Source organism: Nafulsella turpanensis ZLM-10 (genome assembly GCF_000346615.1).
Classification (GTDB): Bacteria; Bacteroidota; Bacteroidia; order Cytophagales; family Cyclobacteriaceae; genus Nafulsella; species Nafulsella turpanensis.
Map to the genome: position 1 here is coordinate 1 of NZ_ANNU01000052.1, position 21,076 is coordinate 21,076.

13 protein-coding genes and 1 pseudogene are annotated in these 21,076 nt (G+C 43.2%); 13 read left to right on the top strand and 1 reads right to left on the bottom strand.

The annotated features are described in order from the left end of the window. Nucleotides 1-636: 636 nt before the first annotated feature. Nucleotides 637-1,950, bottom strand: coding sequence for a S41 family peptidase (locus F752_RS0118495; protein ID WP_236614034.1), 1,314 nt, complete (start codon nt 1,948-1,950; stop codon nt 637-639). Between the two features lie 1,028 nt (nt 1,951-2,978). Between F752_RS0118495 and F752_RS24565 the strand changes: the two genes are divergently transcribed. The 13 genes and pseudogenes from F752_RS24565 (at nt 2,979) to F752_RS0118565 (ending at nt 21,003) form a co-directional block, all read left to right on the top strand. Beyond that, nucleotides 2,979-4,052, top strand: coding sequence for a sensor histidine kinase (locus F752_RS24565; RefSeq protein WP_017733242.1), 1,074 nt, complete (start codon nt 2,979-2,981; stop codon nt 4,050-4,052). Beyond that, on the top strand, nt 4,033-4,794 hold the full coding sequence (locus tag F752_RS0118510; RefSeq protein ID WP_017733243.1) for a LytR/AlgR family response regulator transcription factor: 762 nt from the start codon (nt 4,033-4,035) through the stop codon (nt 4,792-4,794). Before F752_RS24565 ends, F752_RS0118510 begins: the two co-directional genes overlap by 20 nt. Before the next feature lie 84 nt (nt 4,795-4,878). Continuing rightward, complete coding sequence (locus F752_RS0118515; RefSeq protein WP_017733244.1) at nt 4,879-6,327, top strand: serine hydrolase domain-containing protein; 1,449 nt, start codon at nt 4,879-4,881, stop codon at nt 6,325-6,327. 148 nt (nt 6,328-6,475) lie between these two features. After that, nucleotides 6,476-7,393, top strand: a complete 918-nt coding sequence (locus tag F752_RS0118520) for an ABC transporter ATP-binding protein (RefSeq protein WP_017733245.1) — start codon at nt 6,476-6,478, stop codon at nt 7,391-7,393. Then, nucleotides 7,390-8,160: an ABC transporter permease gene (locus F752_RS0118525; RefSeq protein WP_081604605.1), complete on the top strand. Its 771-nt coding sequence runs from the start codon at nt 7,390-7,392 to the stop codon at nt 8,158-8,160. The genes F752_RS0118520 and F752_RS0118525 overlap by 4 nt, the downstream gene beginning before the upstream one ends. 432 nt (nt 8,161-8,592) lie before the next feature. Then, a complete protein-coding gene (locus F752_RS24570; protein ID WP_081604606.1) occupies nt 8,593-9,327 on the top strand; it encodes a sensor histidine kinase in 735 nt (244 codons plus the stop codon). 9 nt (nt 9,328-9,336) lie between these two features. Then, the gene (locus tag F752_RS0118540) at nt 9,337-10,095 is read left to right on the top strand and encodes a LytR/AlgR family response regulator transcription factor (protein ID WP_017733249.1); all 759 of its coding nucleotides are present in this window, start codon (nt 9,337-9,339) and stop codon (nt 10,093-10,095) included. Between the two features lie 161 nt (nt 10,096-10,256). Beyond that, nucleotides 10,257-10,445, top strand: a pseudogene (locus tag F752_RS25880) (integrase core domain-containing protein); the annotation flags it as partial. A gap of 239 nt (nt 10,446-10,684) precedes the next feature. Then, entirely contained in the window at nt 10,685-11,596 is a 912-nt protein-coding gene (locus F752_RS0118545) for an ABC transporter ATP-binding protein (RefSeq protein ID WP_017733250.1), read from the top strand. Beyond that, on the top strand, nt 11,593-15,180 hold the full coding sequence (locus F752_RS0118550) for a M1 family aminopeptidase (RefSeq protein ID WP_026135837.1): 3,588 nt from the start codon (nt 11,593-11,595) through the stop codon (nt 15,178-15,180). Before F752_RS0118545 ends, F752_RS0118550 begins: the two co-directional genes overlap by 4 nt. 151 nt (nt 15,181-15,331) lie before the next feature. Next, on the top strand, nt 15,332-16,864 hold the full coding sequence (locus F752_RS0118555) for a sensor histidine kinase (RefSeq protein ID WP_017733252.1): 1,533 nt from the start codon (nt 15,332-15,334) through the stop codon (nt 16,862-16,864). 20 nt (nt 16,865-16,884) lie between these two features. After that, nucleotides 16,885-17,565: a LytR/AlgR family response regulator transcription factor gene (locus tag F752_RS0118560; RefSeq protein WP_017733253.1), complete on the top strand. Its 681-nt coding sequence runs from the start codon at nt 16,885-16,887 to the stop codon at nt 17,563-17,565. Nucleotides 17,566-18,570: 1,005 nt separating this feature from the next. Further along, entirely contained in the window at nt 18,571-21,003 is a 2,433-nt protein-coding gene (locus tag F752_RS0118565; RefSeq protein ID WP_017733254.1) for an outer membrane beta-barrel family protein, read from the top strand. Nucleotides 21,004-21,076 lie beyond the last annotated feature (73 nt).

The following is a 21,076-nucleotide window of genomic DNA, read 5'->3' on the forward strand; positions in this document are numbered from 1 at the left end:
ATGAATTGTTACCACTAAAAATAAAAAGGTCGGAAGAAAAAATCTTCCGACCACTCCTGGTAGCTTTGCCTGGTCTTTTTTGATACATCTTATATGGGACTTCTTTGGGATGGAAAAAAGTCGGTACACTTCAAATTGGAACTTGCCAAGATTTAATCATTTTAAGCCTTTTTCAAAATGGACAAACTTTATTCTTTCACTACAAAGTGTAGCTTGTGGAAACGGTTCGGACAAAATAATATTTGTGAATAAGGGATGAAGTAGCCTAGGGAGTGTTTTTGAGAGGAATTTATAGCTGCTCTCTGGGTAATAAAGAGGATATACTTTCGTGCCTTAGGATGTAATTTTAGATTTTAAAATAAATGGTTTTTCGGTTTGTGGAAATTGAATGAGAGCAATAAGTCAAAACTTAACCTGAGAGCATGTTTAAATTTTGAGAAAGGTATAAAAAAGGCGTAAGCGTCCCATTCCATAGAAAGTGGGAGGCTAAAACTACCTTTCCGCCAATAAAGCCGATAAGCTGATATGCCTGGCTCCTGTGGAATCTTACAGAAGCTTTCCTCTTTGGTTATTCTTGATAAAGCAAGGGGTAGACGGGTTTAATTTCCATGCCACTAAAGATAAAAGAATTTTACATTATTCTATTCTTATGACTTCTTCCGTCCTGCCGTCCTGGTACAGCAGGAGTAGCTTCCAAATACTTCCGTCTTCATTCTTGATGCCTTTTACCCTGAGGTAATCCAGATCTTGGATGCTGAAAGTATCTTTTGTCAGCGGGGTCATTTTCTTTTTCGGGTAATTGTATTCTTGGAAGTACAATCCATCTTCATAAAGCAGGAGCTTTCTGTCTCCGTACCTTCCTGCAAAGGGGGTTAACTCTTCATGGCTCAACTGAATCGGATGGAGTTCTGCCTCCACTATATTTAGCTCCCAGCTTAATTCCGCTCTTTCCATTGAAGAGGAACTGGAATCCCGTAATTTGGCTAGAGCAAGGTATCGGGCCTTCAGCAGTGCCTTGTCTGCCTCTGAGGGTATATCCGGCATGACGCCTCTGCCCTCCCAATTCGTTTTCGTTACTGCATTGATGGCTCTTGCCACCGGTACATTAAGGACGAGATCATCATTGACTGCGAAGGACTGGGTAGGGTGGGCGCCTCCTCCTGTTACTTCCCCTACGATAGTGGCCCTCTTTTGCGTCTGAAGATTATAGGTGAGTTCCTCCGCTGCCGAAAAAGTAAAGCCACTGGTGAGCACATACAGCTCCACTTCCGGCATCCGGGGACCCTCTACTGTTTTTAAAGTATAATAATCTTTGGTGGTATTGGTGGGGCGATCGTACAGGCTGTTGTAATGAATGGGTTTTTCCTTGAAGAAATAGCTCATGATTAACTGCACCATTTCAGGATGTCCTCCTCCGTTCTTTCTCAAATCAATAATAAGGGCATCGGCATTGCGAACAAAACCCATGGCAGATGCTACTGTCTGGCGGGCTTCCTTTTCTGGTGGGGCAAACTGCCTGAAATCTATATACCCAATATTACCTGGCAGGTGCTCCACCTTTACAAATCCAAAGTTCAACCTCTCCGCCATTCGGATCTGCTCCTGTTGAAAAGCAGAATCCTGTTTTTGAGATTCCCATTGACGGATGAAAGCTACCTGCCTGGGATTGTAGTGAAGGCCCAAATGTAGGTCGCGGTGTGTTCTTTGCAGATCTCTGTGCAGGGCCTGGGCAAACTCCTGATAAGTAGACTGTTGCTGGTAAGCATCTTTCTTATTCTGCTTCCGTAGGAATGTTGCCATTTCCCTGGCCTTGTCCGGAAATACATAGTTTTTAATAAGGAGTGCGCTTACATTTTTTATTATTTCATCCTTTTCTGCCTCAGAAAGGGAGGCTTTTTCCTGTGCCAGAACGGGCAGGCTCATTACAAAAATAAAAAGTAGACCAATCATTTTTTTCATAGTCGAAAGGGAATTGGTGAACAATCATTTCTTATTAAACAGTAGGCAGGGAAAAGGATCCACCTTGCGGAGGGGAAAAGTAGGAAACTGCTTGTCCTTTTTTCCTGCAGCTAAGTAGTTTTGGTAGAGTGAAATAAATTAAGTTATAACTTACTAAAGTTATTTATAATTATGGTAAAAAAGAAGAGGCGATGACAGAAATCTTGAGGAAAGAGAGATGTTTGCTTCAATAGGTTTATTGCTTTTTATCCATTTTATTGGTGTGAAGAGCCCGAGGGAAGATTTGCTATTGTGTCAGAAAAATGAAGGCAAAAAGATTCATTACCCATTTTAATAAACTTTTATTAATACTGAAGTTGCCTTAAATTATGGTTCCTTACCACTTTTGATGACTGTTTATCTATTTTAGCAGTACCTTTTAAAAACATTGATTGAAATACGTAAGTAGTTACTTATAGTTTTTTGCTTTAAATTTCCTGACCCCATTGCTGGTATTGGGTGGCGTATCACACCGATCCTCCCGATTATGGGTTTCTTTACCCGCTATTCGGCAGCGTTCCAAGGGCTCATGGCTCATCATGATTGGAGTGACTGCAGTTGCCCATTCTACATTAATTAATGGGCTGGTATGCGGAACCGCGAAGAGGGCATTAAATACCATTTTCTGGTAATAGGAGTGGAGGTGAGATTGGCGGTGGTAGATAATGAAAAATGGCGGCCCGGCCACTGCCTTTCAACAAGGAAGGCTAAGCTGCCGGAGTATCAAAGGCGCAGGTGTATCCTTCAGATGGAAGGTTCCCGATCAACTGCCTTTCTTCACTTTGCTCACTTGCTTTATTACCCGGTTCAGCCCCGGTTTTTCCCGTTTCAGCAGGAAACCTTTATTCATGATTTTTTCCTTGTGTACATTTAGGATAATAAATGCTTAGGGCAGCTGAAAAGCAGGATAAGTTTGGCAGCGGTGAAAGGAGCTGCCACCTGCAATGGCATTAGATAATACTACCAAAGGGTGAGCTTATATGGAAACGACTACTAATTATGAAGTTGAAAGAGTCTGGCGGTGGCTTAAGTGGGCATATGCCATTAGCGTAAGTGTATTTATTTACATTCTGCAAATATTGATGAGCCTACATGGAGAACCTGTGGAGCTGCCTCTGTGGGGTTACATCCTGATATTCATTTCATTGCTCCTGCTCTGGACTCTCTGTGAATGGATTCATCATAAGCTGCATGTAGCTAAAGCAAAAGCAAGTATAAAACTGGTATTGCTGCAGGTAGTGCTTAGCCTTGCCGGTAGCCTGTTGGTGTATTTGTTAGTCTACCTTTTAGTCAGGCAGGGGGGAAAGCCTATTGAAGGAGCCCGTGAGCTACTGGAAGGGGAGGTTGTAATAGTACTGTTAAGTATTTGGATGATTTTCTCCTGTCTCACGATAATTTTTCTTTTGGGAAGTTACCTGATTATTCACTGGAAGCAATCAGCTGTAGAAAGCCAGCAGTTGAAGAAGGAAACCGCCCTGGCCACCTATAATGCACTTAAGAGCCAGATAAACCCGCATTTTATCTTTAACAGCCTTAATACCCTGCACGCTCTTATCCATGAAGACCCAAAGGGAGCTGCCCAATTCCTGGAGCAATTAAGTGAAATATTACGGTATACTCTACAGAACCGGAATAGCGAGGTGGTGCCTGCCAGGGAGGAGCTTGCTGTTACCGAGGCATACCTGCAGCTCTTTAAGGCAAGATTCGGAAAATTGTTCAGCTATACCATAGAGAACAATGGTCAAATAGATGATTTCCAGATCGTAAGTCTCACCTTACCTACACTTTTAGAGAATGTTTTCAAACATAATGTGCTCTCCGGGGAGGCGCCTCTTCTGATTAAGATTAGAAGGGAGAATGGTTACCTCATCGTTGAAAATACAAAGGGCGCTGCTAAAGAGGCAGGGCATTCCCTCGGAGTTGGTCTGAGCAACATCAGGGAGCGCTATGGTTTATTAGGAAGTGAGCCTGTGGTGGTTGAAGATACCGCCAGCTTATTTCGTGTGAAAATACCGCTACTTCACATCATGACTTATGAAGATTCTAATTATTGAGGATGAGTCAGCTGCTGTAACTAATCTCCTGCGATTACTGCAGCGGCACCTACCAGAGGCAGAAGTGGTAGGTACATTGGAAAGTGTGGCAGGGGCTGTTAAATGGTTCAGGTCAAATCCGCAACCGGATTTAGTACTGATGGATATTGAGCTGACAGATGGCAGGAGCTTTGAAATATTACAGCAGGTGCAGGTAGAGGCCGATGTTATCTTTACCACAGCCTACGATGAGTATGTGCTTAATGCTTTTGATTTTAACAGTGTGGATTATCTGTTGAAACCGATTCGTGAGGAAAAGTTTGCCCAGGCTGTTTTAAAATTCAGGCAGCGGCACATCAGGCAGCTTTCTTTTGAAAAGTTAGCCCATATCCTAAAAGGTGCTGAGGCTGCGGATTCACCTTATAAGAAACGCTTTTTAGTAAAAAAGGGAAACAAACTGCTGAGCATTAAGCAGGAGCAAATATCCTACTTCTACCGTGATGAATACGTGTTTCTGGTAACGAGGAAGGGAGCAAAGTTTCCGGTTAATCAAAGTCTGGAAGAACTGGAGACCATAGTAGATCCGGCTGCTTTCTTCAGGCTGAACAGAAAATATGTGGCGCACATAGAAGCCATCTCAGACGTGGAAAGCTACGATAAGTCTCGTTTGCGTATTGAGCTTCGCCCGTCTAATAATGAATCCATCATTATCAGCCAGGAAAAGAGCCGCCTTTTAAAAATATGGATGGAGAATGCTTCCTGAGTCTCCTGGTAATGGGAGATTCGGTTTTTAAACAACGGAATGCGATTCATTCCCGGGCAAATATAAAATCGTAAAACAAATATCATGAAAAATTTTACCCGAATAACGGCCTGCGTAAAGCAGGCATGCGCCAGTGCTTTGCCTATTCTCGGCATACTCACTGTGATAAGCTGTGCCCCTAAAGGATATCTATCAGATACCTCATCTCCGAATATCGATTTAAAAAGAATAGAGTCAGTTGCAGATTCCCTGGCTTACGCGCATCTGGCTGAGAATTTTATGCCGGGCATGACAGTGGCCGTAGCCCGGAACGGAGAGGTTGTTTTCTCCAGAGGGTATGGCAAGGCCGATGTGGAAATGGGAGTGGCCGCCGGCACAGAAACCGTCTATCCGATTGCTTCTATCTCCAAACAATTCACAGCAGCCACTATTATGCGGCTGGTGGAGAAGGGAAAGATTTCTCTGGAGGATTCGATAACCAAGTTTCTGCCCAACTATCCTGTGCAGGGTCATCATGTAACAGTACACCACCTGCTCAATCATACATCCGGCATTAAGAGTTATACGGATTTGGGTGAGGAAGCTCAGCAGAAGCTCAGGCAGGGCCTTTCTTATGAAGAAATGCTTGAGTTGTTTGCCAAAGAGCCTTTCGACTTTAAGCCCGGTGAGCATTTCCGGTATAACAACAGCGGGTATTATCTTTTAGGGCAAATCATCGGCAAGGTTACGGGGATTCCTTACGAAGCGTATGTAGAAGAGGAGTTGTTACAACCATTAGGACTTCACCACACGCTGTTTGGAAGTCCGGAGCGTATCATTCCTAAGCGGGCAAAAGGCTACAAATATGAAAGGAGCATAGACGGGAAACTCCTAAATGCATTTCCTCCCCATTTAAAGAATAATGCTGCGGGTGGATTATACTCCACCGCTGGGGATTTAGTCCGCTGGACCCACCTGCTGCACAGCGGAAAGGTGGTTTCCCCGGAGTCGCTGCAAAAAATGACCACGCCGACTGCACTTTCCTCAGGCGGAACCAGGACCTACGGCTATGGACTGGACCTGGCGCAGCTTGGCGACCATCCAAAAGTGGTCCATGTTGGAGACATCGATGGCTTCAATTCTTCTCTTGCCTTCTATCCTGAAGATAGTCTTACAGTGGTAGTGCTGGCAAATTCTGACGATACGCAACATCAGGAAATCGAAGAGTTTCTGGCGCGAGCGGCTTTGGGGATGGAATTGCCCCAGGTGCCTGACCTGCCGGTAACCGCAGAGGACATGGCCCGGTACGAAGGAACCTATTTGCTTGAAATGGGAAAGAGAACTGCTGAGCTGCAGGTATTGAATGTTAATGGTAAGCTGAAAGTACAACTCGGTGGAGGAAAAGCTTTCCGTCTCCGCTCCCAGGGGAATCATGCCTTTATTCCCGTCATAGATGATGAAATCCGGCTGGTTTTTATGGTGAAAGATAAGCGTGCGGAAGGTGTTGTTGTCCACCAGGGCGAGCGGGTATCATACGGTAAAAAGAAGCTTTAGGCGTGAGTCTGCCCGGTTTTAAGCCGGACATTCCCTTTTTTTCAAAGCAAGAATTTTAATGTGGCCCTTGAGAAGGTTCAGCCAGTGACGTATAACGGAAGTGGGGGAATCATTCAGGCCCAACGGAAATTATCAGAAGCCCCCAGCCATGAGTAATACAGCTGTAATTAGAACATCCGGACTCCACTACCACTACTCTTCTAAAGAGGCATCAATCTTAGTGGACATCAACCTGCAGGTTGAACGGGGCAGTGTATATGGCTTTCTGGGGCCAAACGGTTCCGGGAAAACAACTACCCTGAGCTTACTGCTGGGTTTACTGAAGAAGCAGAAGGGCAGCATTGAAATCTTTGGGCAGGAGCTTCAGGCAAACAGAATCGACATTCTGAAAAGAATAGGTTCTTTGGTTGAAAGCCCATCGCTTTACAATCACCTAACCGCCAGAGAAAACCTGCAGGTGTACCGTTCTATTTATGGAGCGCCGAAAAAACGAGTGGAGGAAGTATTGCAGCTGGTGGGACTGGCGAATACGGGCACGAAAAAGTATGGAAATTTCTCCCTTGGTATGAAGCAACGACTGGCGATTGCACTGGCCCTATTGCCACGCCCTGAGTTGCTTATTCTCGATGAACCCACCAACGGACTTGACCCAAACGGAATTGTAGAGCTGCGTGAACTGATTTATAGGCTGAATAAGGAAGAAAACATTACGATGCTTATCTCCAGCCATCTCCTTTCAGAGGTGGAAAAGATGGTCAGCCATGTGGGGATTATCTTTCAGGGAAGGATGTTGTTCCAGGGTTCCCTAAAGGAGCTTCATCATGTTCAGAAACAACAATCGCTGATTACCATCCATACATCAGATAATGGAGCTGCTATGAAGGTTCTGCAGGACTATGAGCCTGAGAGAAATTTGGATGAACTATCAGTTTCCTGTAATAGCCTCCAGGATATAGCCCTTATCAACAGATTATTAGTTGAAAACGGCATTGATGTATACCTGTTGCAGCCCTGGAAAAAAAGCCTTGAACAACTTTTTATGGACTTTACCACTACTGATTTATGAGCTTTATTTTGTCATTACAGTCGGAAATATTAAAGACCAAACGAACCGTGCTTTGGTACCTGACAATATGTGCTGCTGCAGTTGTTCCATTAATAATGATAACTGATACAGTTATTTCACCTGAAGCAACAAATGCATTTAAGATGGACCCTTGGAATCTCTATTTTAAAGCAGGAATGGACTATGCAAGCACCTTGGTTTTGCCTGTATATGTTATTCTAATTTGCACCCTGCTTCCCCAAATAGAGTATAAGAACAACACATGGAAGCAACTTTTAGCCTCCCCTCAGTCTTTAAGGAACGTGTTCTTCTCCAAGCTTTTTCTTATACAGTTATTGATTATTCTATTTTTTTTTACCCTCAGTTTTTTGATGGCTTTTTCAGCTCTTTTGGTAAATGTACTTGTTCCGGATTTTAATTTACTTCAATACAGCATTGACTGGGAAAAATGGTTTATTTTAAATTTGCAGGCCTACTTTTCTATCCTCGGTATAAGTGCATTTCAATTTTGGCTAGGCTTAAGGTCCAGGAGTTTTATAATTCCCGTAGCTGTAGGCATTGGCCTGATTATGCTGGCAGCAGTTCTGCATTTTGAAATTAAGTGGGAAAATGTAGATATGTTTCCTTTTGCTTTTCCCATTCTTATAATCATGTCAAAGTACCAGTCTGTTTTGCCTCTTATTCTTTGGAGTTCCCTGGCTTATGCTGCTTTCTTTCTTGGACTTGCTTTCCTTGATTTCAGGCTGAGAAAGATAAAAGTGGGATAATGGACTTTTGATAATGATGGTGCGACATTATTCTTGACAGGATTGCTATAGTGCATGATGGATGCTGTAGAGCTAAAAGTAGCTACCAAAAAAAATATTATATTGGCCTTATATTATGTTCAGTTTTTAATACCATCATCAAATGAAGTTCCAACTCTTAAATCCTTCTTCTGCCTTATCATTGGCCATTATTTTTCCAATGCTGTTCCTCCTGCACCCTTTGTCTTCCTTTTCCCAGGGAAGAACTTCTGAGGGAGTTGTGATAGATAGCTCAGAAGTAGGGAATGTTACTACTCACCCTGTTTACAAAGTAAAATCTAAATCTAACGATCATTATGAGGTAAGTTTCCTGATATCCGTCATACGACCCGCAGGATTCTTACGCAGGTAGGCCTATCCCTGTAATATACGGTAGGCGTTAACTTTCTGCTAATGCTGATAATGTATGCATTATCGATAGTCCCTTATCAGGTGGACTTTCACCTGAGTGCTCTTTACATGGGCTTGATCATTACAGCCATTATCTCGTCGATATATGAAACCGTTTTTTATTTTCAGCTCTGGAAAGAAACGCTCCTGGAAAGTGAGCGACTGAAGAAGACAGAGGCTGTTTTGCAGTTTGAAAGTCTGAAAAATCAGGTTAATCCGCATTTTCTTTTTAATAGCCTGAACACCCTCTCTGCCCTTATCCGGCTTGATCCGGATAAGGCAGAGCTTTTCGTTAAGGAATTCTCCCGGATTTATCGCTATGTGCTGGAGGTGAAAGATAAAGCATTTGTACCACTGGAAGAGGAAATAGACTTTGTCCTGTCCTATGTTTTTCTTCAAAAAATAAGATTTGACAATCAGTTAATCTTCAACAGTAAGCTCCCTCCTGAGGTGGGTTTATATTTTATTCCTCCACTTATTCTCCAGAATCTGGTGGAAAACTGCATTAAACATACTACCATCAGTGAAAAGTATCCTCTACGTATAGAGTTGACCGTACAGGACGGAATTTTGACGGTAAGAAATGCTCTGCGGGAAAAAATCCACACCACCAACTCTACCCGAACCGGACTCAGCAATATAACCCAAAGGTTGAGGTTGCTCAATGAGCAGGAGCCGCGCTTCTACAAAAAGGATGGTTACTTTTACGCTGAAATTCCACTCACCGAAGCTGAATAATCCCTGATTATGGAAGCTATTATTATTGAAGATGAAAAACTGGCCGCTCAACGATTGAAAATGATCGTTCACAAAGTTGCTCCGGAAATCAATATTAAGACGAAACTGCCAGGCGTGGAAGAAGCGGTACATTATCTGCAGCAGGAAGAGCCGGAACTGATTTTCATGGATATCCATCTGTCTGATGGCAGCAGCTTTGGAATATTTGAAAGGGTAAAAGTAACCTCCCCTGTTATTTTTACTACTGCGTATGATGAATATGCTTTAAAAGCCTTTAAAGTGAATAGCGTAGATTACCTGCTTAAGCCTGTGGAAGAAGAGGCCCTTTCCCAGAGCTTACAGAAATTCAAGGCACTGAAGCATGGCCGGAAGATAGCCATAGTAGATTATGAGCGACTACTAAAGACCTTTAACGACCAGAAAATCCATTACAAGCAAAGGTTCCTGGTAAGTTTCGGGAATAAAATTAAAACCATTAGAACAGAAGATGTTGCCTATTTTTATGCGGACAGCAAGGCAGTTTTTCTGGTGGAAAAACCAGGCAGTAAATATGTGCTGGATGAAACGCTGGACCAGTTGCAGGAAACCCTCGATCCTGTTCAGTACTTCAGAGTCAATAGGGGCTTTCTGGTGAGTGTAGATGCTATTGAGCAGATGTACAGTTATTCCAGAAGCCGTATTAAAATTGACTTAAAGCCAGCAGCACCAAAAGAGTGTATAGTCAGCACTGAAAAAACGCCGGATTTTAAAACTTGGCTGGGGCAATGAAAGCTTTTGTTCGGGAGTATATTTTAAAGATAGAAGCCCGCTTTGCCAATCAATGCCAAATGAGATTCAGCAAATAAAATTCAGCAAGATAGGAAGGAATCAAGGCTAAGGCAACGAAGGCAAGTACCAGTAGTTGACGAGTTCTTTCCGTACCCCTTGCCCTTGAATCATTCAATGGAACCTTCCGAGATGAATGCCTGAATGAGAATTGGTTCTTATCCTTGGAAGACTCACAGGAAAAAATTGAGGAATGGAGACAGGAGTACAATTGCTTCAGACCTCATAGTTCCTTGGGGGATTTAACGCCCGAAGAGGCGATTGAAAGACTGAATGTAAGCCCGGCTTTTTGATTTTACGCTGGCCCTAATATTGGGAGGACCTCATTTCTTAGACTATAACTGAATCTGGAGAGGTGTGTAAAGGGTGCCTTTTTCCTGAAATTTTCTTAATGCTTTAGCTTCGTCACATTTTCTTGGCCTTTCGTCACTTTTACTTTGGGTTTTGAAAAATTTGGCTGACTTTTCCCACAGTTCCCAAAAGTACTTCTAATGCTAGGGGATGAACTGTTGAGAAATTTTATCACTCAATTATGGAACTAAACATTCGGAGCATTTCCAAAACCTATTCTAATGGAGTCCATGCGCTAAAAAACGTCAGCCTGACAATTCCGCAAGGCATGTACGGGCTGCTGGGCCCAAATGGAGCAGGTAAGTCTTCGCTCATGCGCATTCTGGCCACTTTGCAGGAGCCGGATGAAGGTGAGATTCATCTTGGAGAGATAGACATAATTCGCCAGAAGGACGAGTTGCGTAAAACATTGGGTTACCTCCCTCAGGAGTTCGGGCTCTTACGCAATGTAAGGGCAGAGGAGCTGCTCAACCATTTTGCTGTACTGGAGGGTATTACCCAACGGAAGGCACGGCGTGAGGTTGTGGAGGCGTTGCTTCGTCAAACGAATCTCTGGGACAAGCGCAAGCAGAAGGTGGGAGGCTTTTCGGGTGGAATGCGACAACGTTTTGGTGTGGCAGTAGCCCTGCTGGGGAATCCACAGCTGATGATCGTTGATGAACCTACTGCCGGTTTGGACCCAGCGGAACGGGTGCGTTTCCTGAACCTGTTAAGTGAATTGGGAGAGAACAGTGTAGTGATCCTCTCGACGCATATCGTGGAAGATGTCTCGGAACTCTGCACCCGCATGGCCATTATCAAGCGTGGAGAGATACTTTTGGAGGCTCAGCCGCTAAGTGCTGCCAGGGAGTTGAAGGGACGGATCTGGCGGCGGGTAGTTGAAAAGAGCATGCTGTCTGAGTTGGAACGCGAGAACAGCGTCATTTCCACAAAGTTACTTGGGGGGGGTACTGTAGTGCATGTCTACAGCGAGGGGAAACCGGGTAAAGAATATGAGTCGGTGGAACCTGATTTAGAAGATGTTTACTTCAGTACAATGGCAGGACTACACCATCGGACAAGTGAGCAGCAATGGCAGGAGGTGGAACCATGAACTTCTGGGAAATCTATCGATTTGAGGTCACTTATCAGTTAAGGCGTGCTTCAACCTGGATCTATTTTACAACTGTTCTGGGGCTTACTTTTCTGTGGATCACGGGCTTTATCGATAATGCCCGTAGTGGAGAAATTCATCTAAATTCCCCACTAATAATTGCAGGAATTACTGCTTTTTCCAACCTGTTTGGCTTGTTGATTATAGCAGCACTAGCCAGCGATGCAATCCTAAGGGATAATCAGGCAAGGATGGACCAATTGCTCTACACAACCCCACTCAGCAAGATTACCTGTCTGGGAGGTCGGTTCCTCGGCACTTTTTCCCTAGTCAGTGTGCTGATGTTGGTAGTAGTTCCTCTGGGGCTGGTAGTGGTCAGCATTATGCCAGCGGTGGAGAGTAACGATTTTGGGCCTTTCCGCCCTATGGCTTACATTGGTTCTTCTCTTTTATTTACCTTGCCATATATGTTCATTGCCACAATGCTGCTCTATTCAATGGTATTGCTTGGCAGAAATGCTATGCTGAGTTATATGGGGGGTGTGCTGCTTTTCCTATGTACAGTTTTCAGTACGAACGTAGTAGGAGGGATTTGGAGCCAATGGGAATTGGGGAAGCTGCTGGACCCATCAGGTTTTACCATATTAAAGGAACTGCGGCTATCTTTAACAGCATCTGAGATGAATGAACAAGTAATTGAACTGGAAGGATCCCTGTTAACTAACCGCCTTCTCTGGCTAAGCATTTCAGGAATTTTATTCACACTGGCATACCTGCGCTTTGGGCTATCCGGCCCCACAGCGGGTAAAAGGCGTAAGACGGTTGTGCCGGATAGCACTACCCTGGTGCGAGAAAGAAAAGCTCCGGTCTGCCTGCCATCTGTTCCTAGAGCATTTGGCTTTAAGGCTCGGGTGCAGCAGATACTTTATCTTACATTCTACTCCTTTCGGGAGATGGCAGCCAGTCATGGCTGGCTGGTAGTGCCGGCTATGGCAGTTATTCTCTTCCTTATGCTGCCTGAACTGCTGGAGGGGCCACTTGGTGTTCCCGCACTTCCGACTACAGGAAGAGTAATAGGCCATTTTGACCACTTTGTCATTGGAATGATCGTTGCCATGCTCATTACCTTATATGCAGGACAACTGGTCTGGCGGGAACGGGAGGCGCGCATGAATGAAATTGCTGACATCCTTCCAGTTTCGAATGGGGTACAGCTCATAAGCAAGCTACTGGCCCTTACGCTCATGGTTTTTGCAGTGCAGGTGGTGTTGATGGTGACAGCCATAAGCACTCAGGCCTGGATGGGTTATTCGGAGTTATTAGAGACAGGATTGTACCTGAAGGTCTTTTTTTGTATACAGCTGGTTGATTATCTTTTGCTCATACCTGTTGCTTTGGCTGTTCACGTTCTGGTAAATCAGAAATATGTAGGACACCTGCTCATATTACTTTTTTACTCCTATACGATTTTACCTGAAATGCTGGGAATTGAGCATAACCTGTTAATATATGGATCTGACCCTGGCTTAACTTATTCTGAAATGAGTGGCTTCAATCTTTCCATCGCTCCATGGTTTTGGTTCAAACTCTATTGGGCAGGCTGGGCTCTTCTCTTTATTCTGATGGCTAAGCTATTCTGGGTGCGGAGTGTGGAGCCTGGTCTGAAGTGGCGGGTAAAGGGAGCACAGTTAAATCTTACTGTTCCAAATATTATAGGAGCGGAGGTGATTATGATTCTCATTTGTGCATCAGGTACTTTTATCTTCTATAACACCAATGTGCTGAATGAATTTCGCACAGCAGGTAAGGGAAATGAACGCCGGGTAGAATATGAACAGCGTTTTGGAAAGTACCGTGGAGCTCCGCAGCCTCAACTGACAGCAACAAGTTTACATGTGGAGATTTATCCTGAACTAAGGGGGGCAGTGATTCATGGGGTCTTTCGGTTAGAAAACAAAACCAGCGTGGAGATTGATACCATTCATCTGGCCATCGCCTCTGAAGTAATCACTGGTGTAGTAGATTTCAGCCGACAGGCACAGTTGATAATCGCTGATGAAAAGCTGGGGCACCGGATTTATCGTCTTGAAAAAGCGCTCCAACCCGGGGATTCGCTACGGCTGAGTTTTGAGGTTTCTTATCAGTCACAGGGGTTCCGGAATCGTGGAATTAACCCGGATATAGCTGGCAATGGAACTTACATTAGGAATATTGACTGGCTGCCTGCCATTGGTTATCAGCCAAACAGGGAGCTGAATAAGGCTGAAGAGCGAAAAGCCTATGGGCTTGCTCTACGCTCAGCTGTTCGCTCTCTTTACGACAAGGAGGCGCGAAAAGACCACTCAGGACGTGAGCGGATACATTTTGAGGCTACCATTGGTACAGATGCTGACCAGGTTGCCCTCGCTCCCGGTGCATTACGCCAGGTTTGGGGGGAAAAGGGGCGACACTATTTTCACTACAAAACAGACAGTGCCATTCGGAATAGCTACCCCATTCTTTCTGCAGACTATGCAGTGCACGAGACCCGGTGGAAAGGTGTTGAGATTCAAATATTTTATCACCCAAGGCACAATCAGAACCTGGAGCGGATGGCTCAAAGTTTGCAGGCCTCTCTGGCTTATTATTCTAAATACTTTGGGCCTTATCCGCACCGCCACCTAAGACTTGTACAATATCCCGGCGAAGGGAGTCTGACCTCCTTTCCTGGCTTGATTACCTATCCGGAGGAGTTCGCCCTCCTTCAGCCTGAGGAGGACCCAAGGAATATTGACATCCCTTTTGCCGTAGTGGCGCATGAGGTAGCGCACCAATGGTGGGGGAATCAACTCATACCTGCCTATGTGGAAGGGGCTCCCCTGATTACTGAGAGCTTGGCTTGGTATAGCGCACTGGGGGTGGTGCAGGAAACTTATGGTGTAGAGCACCTCCGGAGGTTTCTGGATGTCATGCGCGAAGCTTATTTAACACCTCGCAGTAAAGCCAATCTACCTCTTCTTCGTGCTACTGATCCGTTTCTCGCTTATCGAAAGGGGCCTTTTGCAATGTATGCGCTTCGTGAGTATTTTGGTGAGAATCAGGTAAATATGGCACTACAGCACCTGCTAAGAGAATACAGTTTAGGTGAGTCTCCCTTACCAACGTCTCTCGACCTCTACAGACAACTGCAGTCGGCAATGCCTGACTCACTAAATTACCTATTGCGTGATCTTTTCGAGCTAAATACTTATTGGGAACTAAAAACGGAACAGGTGTGGGCAGAGCCATTGGAGGAAGGTGAGTGGCGTGTGACTTTAGAGGTGCTGGCAAGGAAGGTTGCTGTGGATAGCCTTGGTGCAGAAACAGAGCTACCCATGAATGACTTTATTGAAATTGCGGTCTTTGCCGATGAAGCTTCAAAAAAGACAATTTACCAGCGCAAACATAGAATCCATTCAGGTAATCAGCGAATTACAGTCCTGGTTCCATTGGAACCGAAAAGAGCTGGCGTCGATCCCCGGGGCTTGCTGATAGATACAAAGATGACCGATAATAGTAAAAAGGTAGCAGTAGGAGGAGTGCGGACGCAACCAAAGCCTAATTAAGTAACAGACATTTGAATCTCTGAAAAAAGGACCTTTTATGGTCCTGTGTATTGGCAGGTATAAGTTGAAACAGAAGCTTGAATCTGTTTGGTAGAAAGTTTCTGCTATTTTAGGAGAGAAGTTTTCTTTTGCTAGCTGGAAAATTGTGAAAATGAGAAGTTTAATTAGAAAGGTTGTAGATTTTAAGAAAATTGAATTTTGGGCACTCACCACTTTCTTTGTGTTTATGCTCTTCTTCTTTATTAGAGATGGAGTTCAAGGGTCTTCTACAATAAATCCGACTAACAAGACCTTCTTTGAGGAGGCGGGAGCTCAATTCAGTTTTTATAGGAATTACTTTTTTCCTCAACTTGTTCGCCTAATTATCCTCTTTCTAACTTTTCTAATGCTGAATTTTGTTGTCATTCCCAATTTGGTAAGAAAGGAAGCGGTTCCCAGAAATATATTTTTAGTGGTTGTGTTGTTTTTACTGTGTGCCATGGTCTTGTGCGTAACGAATATTTACCTGAAGAGCTATCTTTTTTCTCACTACCAAAACGTGCTGGGGGCTTATATCAGGATTTTCCAGGAAAGCTTCCTGTATTCTACCTGGTTACTTTTATTATTAGGGTTTTACTCGGCAATCAAATATTCCGGGCTTTACCTACTGTCCTGCGTGGAAGTCCTCCGGAAAAAGTACCGGTTTATAGATTTTAACGGGCTTGCTGCCCTTGTTCTGTGGATGATGGGGCTGTTTCTTCTATTGATAATAAATGAAGATAATAAACAAATAGCTGCTGTCTGGGGAGTAGTAGGTTTATCCGGGATTTTCCTTTACTGGTACTCCTTCTATTTACTTATTCCAAATTCTTTAATCAAAAAAAGAAGTATTCTTGTTTATCTAGGAAAAGTCATATTTACTTTAGTAGTTGCTTTCCTTCCAACAACCTTTTTATTAATGCCATTGGTTATTCTTGATGATGTGGCCTTCAGTATCAGTCTTTTCAATACTATTTTTCAGTTGTTCATAACTGCGCCACTGAGCTGGCTACTTTTCAAGCGAAAAATGAGGGGAAATGAAGAAATTTATATTTTGAAGAAGAAATTAAGGCATTCAAATGCCAGCCTCGATTTCCTTCGATCTCAGATTAATCCACACTTTCTTTTTAATGCACTGAACACTATTTACGGAAATGCCTTGGTGGAGAGAGCCGTGCGTACTAGTGAAGGAATAGAAAAATTAGGCGATATGATGCGATTTATGCTCCAGGAGAATATGCAGGAGAAAATTTCACTGGCTCGTGATGTTGAAAATTTGAACAACTTCATCAGTCTTCAGACGCTACGCACCGATCTTAATGCTAATATACAAATACAGGCGGAGATCGAGCAGCAAGCGAACAGTGTTGAGATAGCCCCGATGCTGTTGATCCCTTTTATTGAAAATGCTTTTAAGCATGGGGTCAGTTTCAGGAAACCTTCCTACATAAACATTGTCTTAGAGCTAAAAGATAATATTCTTTATTTTGAGGTACATAACAGTAAACATGCAAAACAAGAAAGTGACTCTGAGAAGAATAAAAGTGGCACTGGCCTGGGCAATGTAAAACTGCGTTTACAACTTTTATATCCCGATAAGCATGAGCTTGCTATCTGTGAAACAGAGAAAGAATTTTCCATTCATTTAATGATATACTTATCTTAGTTTAACCCCATCTACTTTACATGAAAGCAATTGCCATAGATGATGAGCCTGTAGCTTTGGAAGTTGTAAAGCAGCATGCTGCCAAGGTTCCTTTTCTTGAACTAAAAGCGACATTCACAGAAGCCTTTAAGGCATTGGATTACTTGCAGGAAGAGAATGTCGACTTACTGTTTCTGGACATAAAGATGCCTGATATAACCGGTATTGGCTTTTTCAATAGCCTGTCTAAAAAGCCGCTATTAATCTTTACTACAGCATTCTCGGAGCATGCGGTAACGAGCTTTGAAATGGATGCGGTAGACTATCTGCTTAAACCCTTCTCCTTGTCTCGTTTCATCAGAGCCTGCAATAAGGCTTTTGAACTTCATAAATTGAGGAATGCTACTGACCTACCTGATTATATTTTCTTAAAAACAGGGTATGAACAATTGAAAGTTTTATATGATGATATTTTATATGTGGAAGCTGCAGGTAACTATGTGACCTTTGTTTTAAAGGATAAAAAGATAATGTCGCGTAGTTCTTTTAATGAAGCAATTAACCTTTTGCCAGCTGCTAAATTTGTAAGGGTTCATCGATCCTATATTGTGGCAGTTAGTAGAATAGAGAAGGTTGAGAGGCACCAGCTAACAATTGGGAGTCAAAAGTTGCCTGTGAGCGAAGCCTATAGAGAGGGTCTTACATCCATTCTTCATAAATAATTTTTATTTTTTGTTCCATTTATTAGGGGCGGATCAGGAATCTAAAATGGGAAAGGGTTAAAGGCTGGGAGTAGATGAATTTTTATTATTGTGTAGGGGCTCTCTGAAGGACATGCTCATTAGGGATGGTTACCCTGATAGTAAAACTTCTTGCGATAAGAAATTCTAAAGGATACATACAAACAAAAGATTCAAATTCTGACATTTTCCAAAACATCCTGATAACATGAGGAAAGCCATTGATCGCCTTTAAATCTGCGTTCTCATTCTCTGCTGCTTAGAGCGGACTTAAGCTTTACCATTTTTACCCATGGTGCCTAGTTTTAGCCGGACCATTTAAGCTTAGAGGCAGGAATAAGACAAAGAGACGCGAAGCGCCTGCGTCAAGTAATTAGTGGCTGTAATAAACTGTAAGATACTCAAGGAAAGCAGGTAAGAGAGGTCTTTCTGCAGGTGAGAAGTCTCTGTAAATATCATGCTGTTGTGGAATACCAGTATTTTAGCTTTCGTACAACCTGAACGAACGGCCGTTTGTCCTCTTTCATGACAGAAATTTTATGCTGTTAATCAACCTTTCTCCTAATTTCTTCTGCTGTTAAACGGTCCATTTATTTTACCAGGAAGTCCACATTAAATTTCTCACCAATTTTTTGAATCTCATAACTCATAGCCTTAGGAGAAGGAACTGGGCTGGAGGGAGTAGTTTTCTTCTTTAGGAATCCTTTTTTATCAGCAGAATTAGTATCTCAAGAAAAAAATACTAATTAGTTAGTAGTGATACTAATTAATTAGTATTATGTTTGTAGCAGAAGCCTTTTCTTGGGAGTTTACCCATTGTAAAGCACAAATTGTACAGGTTTTCTTAAGCCTGTACGAAGTTTCTGCAAGATTCCTTCTTATTTCTGATCTATTGTGTAGGATTAAAATTGCCACAAAAGTAATGTAAGAGAAAGAATTCCTGATTTTAAATATCAAGCTCTTTACCAAAACTTAAATTTCATCAACATGAAAAAGCTTATCTGCATTTCATTCTTTTTTTTTCTCCTGTTTGTTACCCAGACTGTCCTTTCTCAGGATACAGGGTTTCTTATCGGAAATGTAAAGGATGAAAACGGTGCTCCCATTGGTTTTGCTACCATAGCAGTCGTACAGACTTCAGATACTGCCATTGTTACAGGAACAGTAGCTGATGAACATGGTCAATTTAATATCAAAACTCCAACAACCGGTTCTTACTTTCTTCGAGTGAATGCACTTGGGTTTGCCGCTCTTGAAACACCTGTCTTTGAGATAACTGGTGTTAATTTTAATAAAAATTTTGGTGATATCATTTTGATAGAAGATGTGGTTCAGTTACAGGAGGTGAGTGTTGAATCAATGAGACCCACCATTACTCAGGAGGCCGATCGTATGGTGGTGAATATAGAAGGAACGGCACTGGCGGCAGGTAACACAGCTTATGCAGTCCTTTCCAAGGTTCCAGGTGTTTTTATCGATCAGGATGGTAATATCCAGCTTAATGGTAAGAGTGGAGTGGCAGTAATGATCAATGAAAAGCTTACCTATCTTTCTGCACGGGACCTGCGTAATATGCTGGAGGGTATGTCCGCCGAAAATATAAAAAGTATTGAGGTCATTACCAATCCTTCCGCCAAATATGATGCGGAGGGCACTTCCGGTATTTTGAACATCAACCTGAAAAAGGATATTTCGCAGGGAATGAGCGGGAGCGTCTATACCGGCTATAACTATAATTTTAAGCAGCATGGCTATTCCACAGGCGGGAATATTCACTTCAAAAAGGGCCGGTGGAATTCTTTCCTGAGCTTGGATGCTGCGCGCAGAGTTGGGGGACGGGAGGCTACTTTTACCAGAATATTTTATGGCACTGACCAAACGACTTATTTTGACCAGGTAGCCACTGGAAACTATATCAGCACCGGACCTCCTTCTGTGCGCCTTGGAACAGACTTTGAACTGAATCCCCGCCACAGCATTGGTTTTATGGCCAATTATACCACGAATAAGTTTGAGTCAGAATTCCTTACAGACACCTACATAGGCAGTGCCCCATCCAGTCCTTTGGTACATATTGATGCTGAAAATTATAACAGGAATACTTACACAAATTATACTACAAATCTTCATTATGTCGCAAAATTAGACACTGTTGGTACAGTGATTTCAACCGACCTGGACTATGTAAAGATCATCAATGGTGGAGAGGCTAACTTCTACAACTATTTCACTGATCTTTCCACTGGTTTGGAAACAAAGGATTTCCTGTACACGAATTTCCCAGGCGGTTTTGATATTTATTCGGCAAAATTAGATTTTGCCCTTCCTTTTACAAAAGAACGTAAACTCGAGCTGGGTGCTAAAGCCAGCAGGGTGGTCTCCGATAATGACTCCCGCTTCTATTTTAATAATGATGAGCAGCCCGTGCTGGATCTTAGTCGTACTAACCACTTTATTTATACGGAAAGTATTTATGCCGCCTATGTCAACTGGAATAGCAAGCTCGGAGAAAATCTTACACTGCAGGCAGGGCTTCGGGCTGAGCAAACAGATTCAGAGGGAAATTCTCTGACTACGGGAGAAGTTACGAATCGCCGCTATTTTGACCTTTTCCCCAGCGTTTTTGTGCAGCAAAAGATAAATGAAAACTATGGGATAAACTACAGCTATAGCCGCAGACTCATTCGTCCCAACTATGGAGCCCTGAACCCATTCAGAGCTTACAGGGACCCTTATACCTGGTACCAGGGAAATCCGTATCTGCGCCCGCAGTACACCAATTCATTCAGGATAACCCAAACCTACAAGGAGGTGTATAATCTCACATTAAATTATGAGTATAACATCGATGTAATGGGAGAGATACCGATACTGGATGTAGAGAACGCCACCACCATTTATACAACGGGGAATCTGGATAATGAAAATTATATTGGCATCACCGGGAGAGCACCGCTGCTGATTGCAGAATGGTGGGATAGCCAAAACACCCTGGTGCTTTCCTACAGCAGATTCAGTACGATTTCAAATAATGGACCATTGGTAAATGAACAGATATTCTCAATGCTACAATCGAACCACACCCTTCAGCTACCCCTGGAGGTGCGCATGGAGTTGAATTTGTTGCTCCGAGGCCCGGCAGCTTCCGGTTTATACCATATTGCGCCCATGCACCGGGTGGACATTGGCTTCAGAAGGAGCTTTTTAGAGAAAAAGATCGAACTTAGTTTGAGTGGCAATGATTTGTTCAAAGGTTACCGTTATTACTGGACTACTGACATCAATGGCAACGTCAATGAATTTGACCAGTACTTCCGCGTTCGCAGTATCAATGTTTCGCTTCGCTACAATTTCAGCAAGGGAGAGGCAGTGGAGAAGCGTCGGAATACAAATCTGGAAGAGCTGAACCGGACAAATTAGAAAAAGTAACTGTCAATTCGGATTTTCCAGCTGTTAAATAAAAGCACTAACTCATTAGTAGTATATTTAAAGT

Excerpts from the sequence above, each read along its gene's own strand:
- F752_RS0118495 (WP_236614034.1), bottom strand. The coding sequence starts at position 1,950 with ATGATTGGTCTACTTTTTATTTTTGTAATGAGCCTGCCCGTTCTGGCA.
- F752_RS24565 (WP_017733242.1), top strand. The coding sequence starts at position 2,979 with ATGGAAACGACTACTAATTATGAAGTTGAAAGAGTCTGGCGGTGGCTT.
- F752_RS0118510 (WP_017733243.1), top strand. The coding sequence starts at position 4,033 with ATGAAGATTCTAATTATTGAGGATGAGTCAGCTGCTGTAACTAATCTC.
- F752_RS0118515 (WP_017733244.1), top strand. The coding sequence starts at position 4,879 with ATGAAAAATTTTACCCGAATAACGGCCTGCGTAAAGCAGGCATGCGCC.
- F752_RS0118520 (WP_017733245.1), top strand. The coding sequence starts at position 6,476 with ATGAGTAATACAGCTGTAATTAGAACATCCGGACTCCACTACCACTAC.
- F752_RS0118525 (WP_081604605.1), top strand. The coding sequence starts at position 7,390 with ATGAGCTTTATTTTGTCATTACAGTCGGAAATATTAAAGACCAAACGA.
- F752_RS24570 (WP_081604606.1), top strand. The coding sequence starts at position 8,593 with ATGCTGATAATGTATGCATTATCGATAGTCCCTTATCAGGTGGACTTT.
- F752_RS0118540 (WP_017733249.1), top strand. The coding sequence starts at position 9,337 with ATGGAAGCTATTATTATTGAAGATGAAAAACTGGCCGCTCAACGATTG.
- F752_RS0118545 (WP_017733250.1), top strand. The coding sequence starts at position 10,685 with ATGGAACTAAACATTCGGAGCATTTCCAAAACCTATTCTAATGGAGTC.
- F752_RS0118550 (WP_026135837.1), top strand. The coding sequence starts at position 11,593 with ATGAACTTCTGGGAAATCTATCGATTTGAGGTCACTTATCAGTTAAGG.
- F752_RS0118555 (WP_017733252.1), top strand. The coding sequence starts at position 15,332 with ATGAGAAGTTTAATTAGAAAGGTTGTAGATTTTAAGAAAATTGAATTT.
- F752_RS0118560 (WP_017733253.1), top strand. The coding sequence starts at position 16,885 with ATGAAAGCAATTGCCATAGATGATGAGCCTGTAGCTTTGGAAGTTGTA.
- F752_RS0118565 (WP_017733254.1), top strand. The coding sequence starts at position 18,571 with ATGAAAAAGCTTATCTGCATTTCATTCTTTTTTTTTCTCCTGTTTGTT.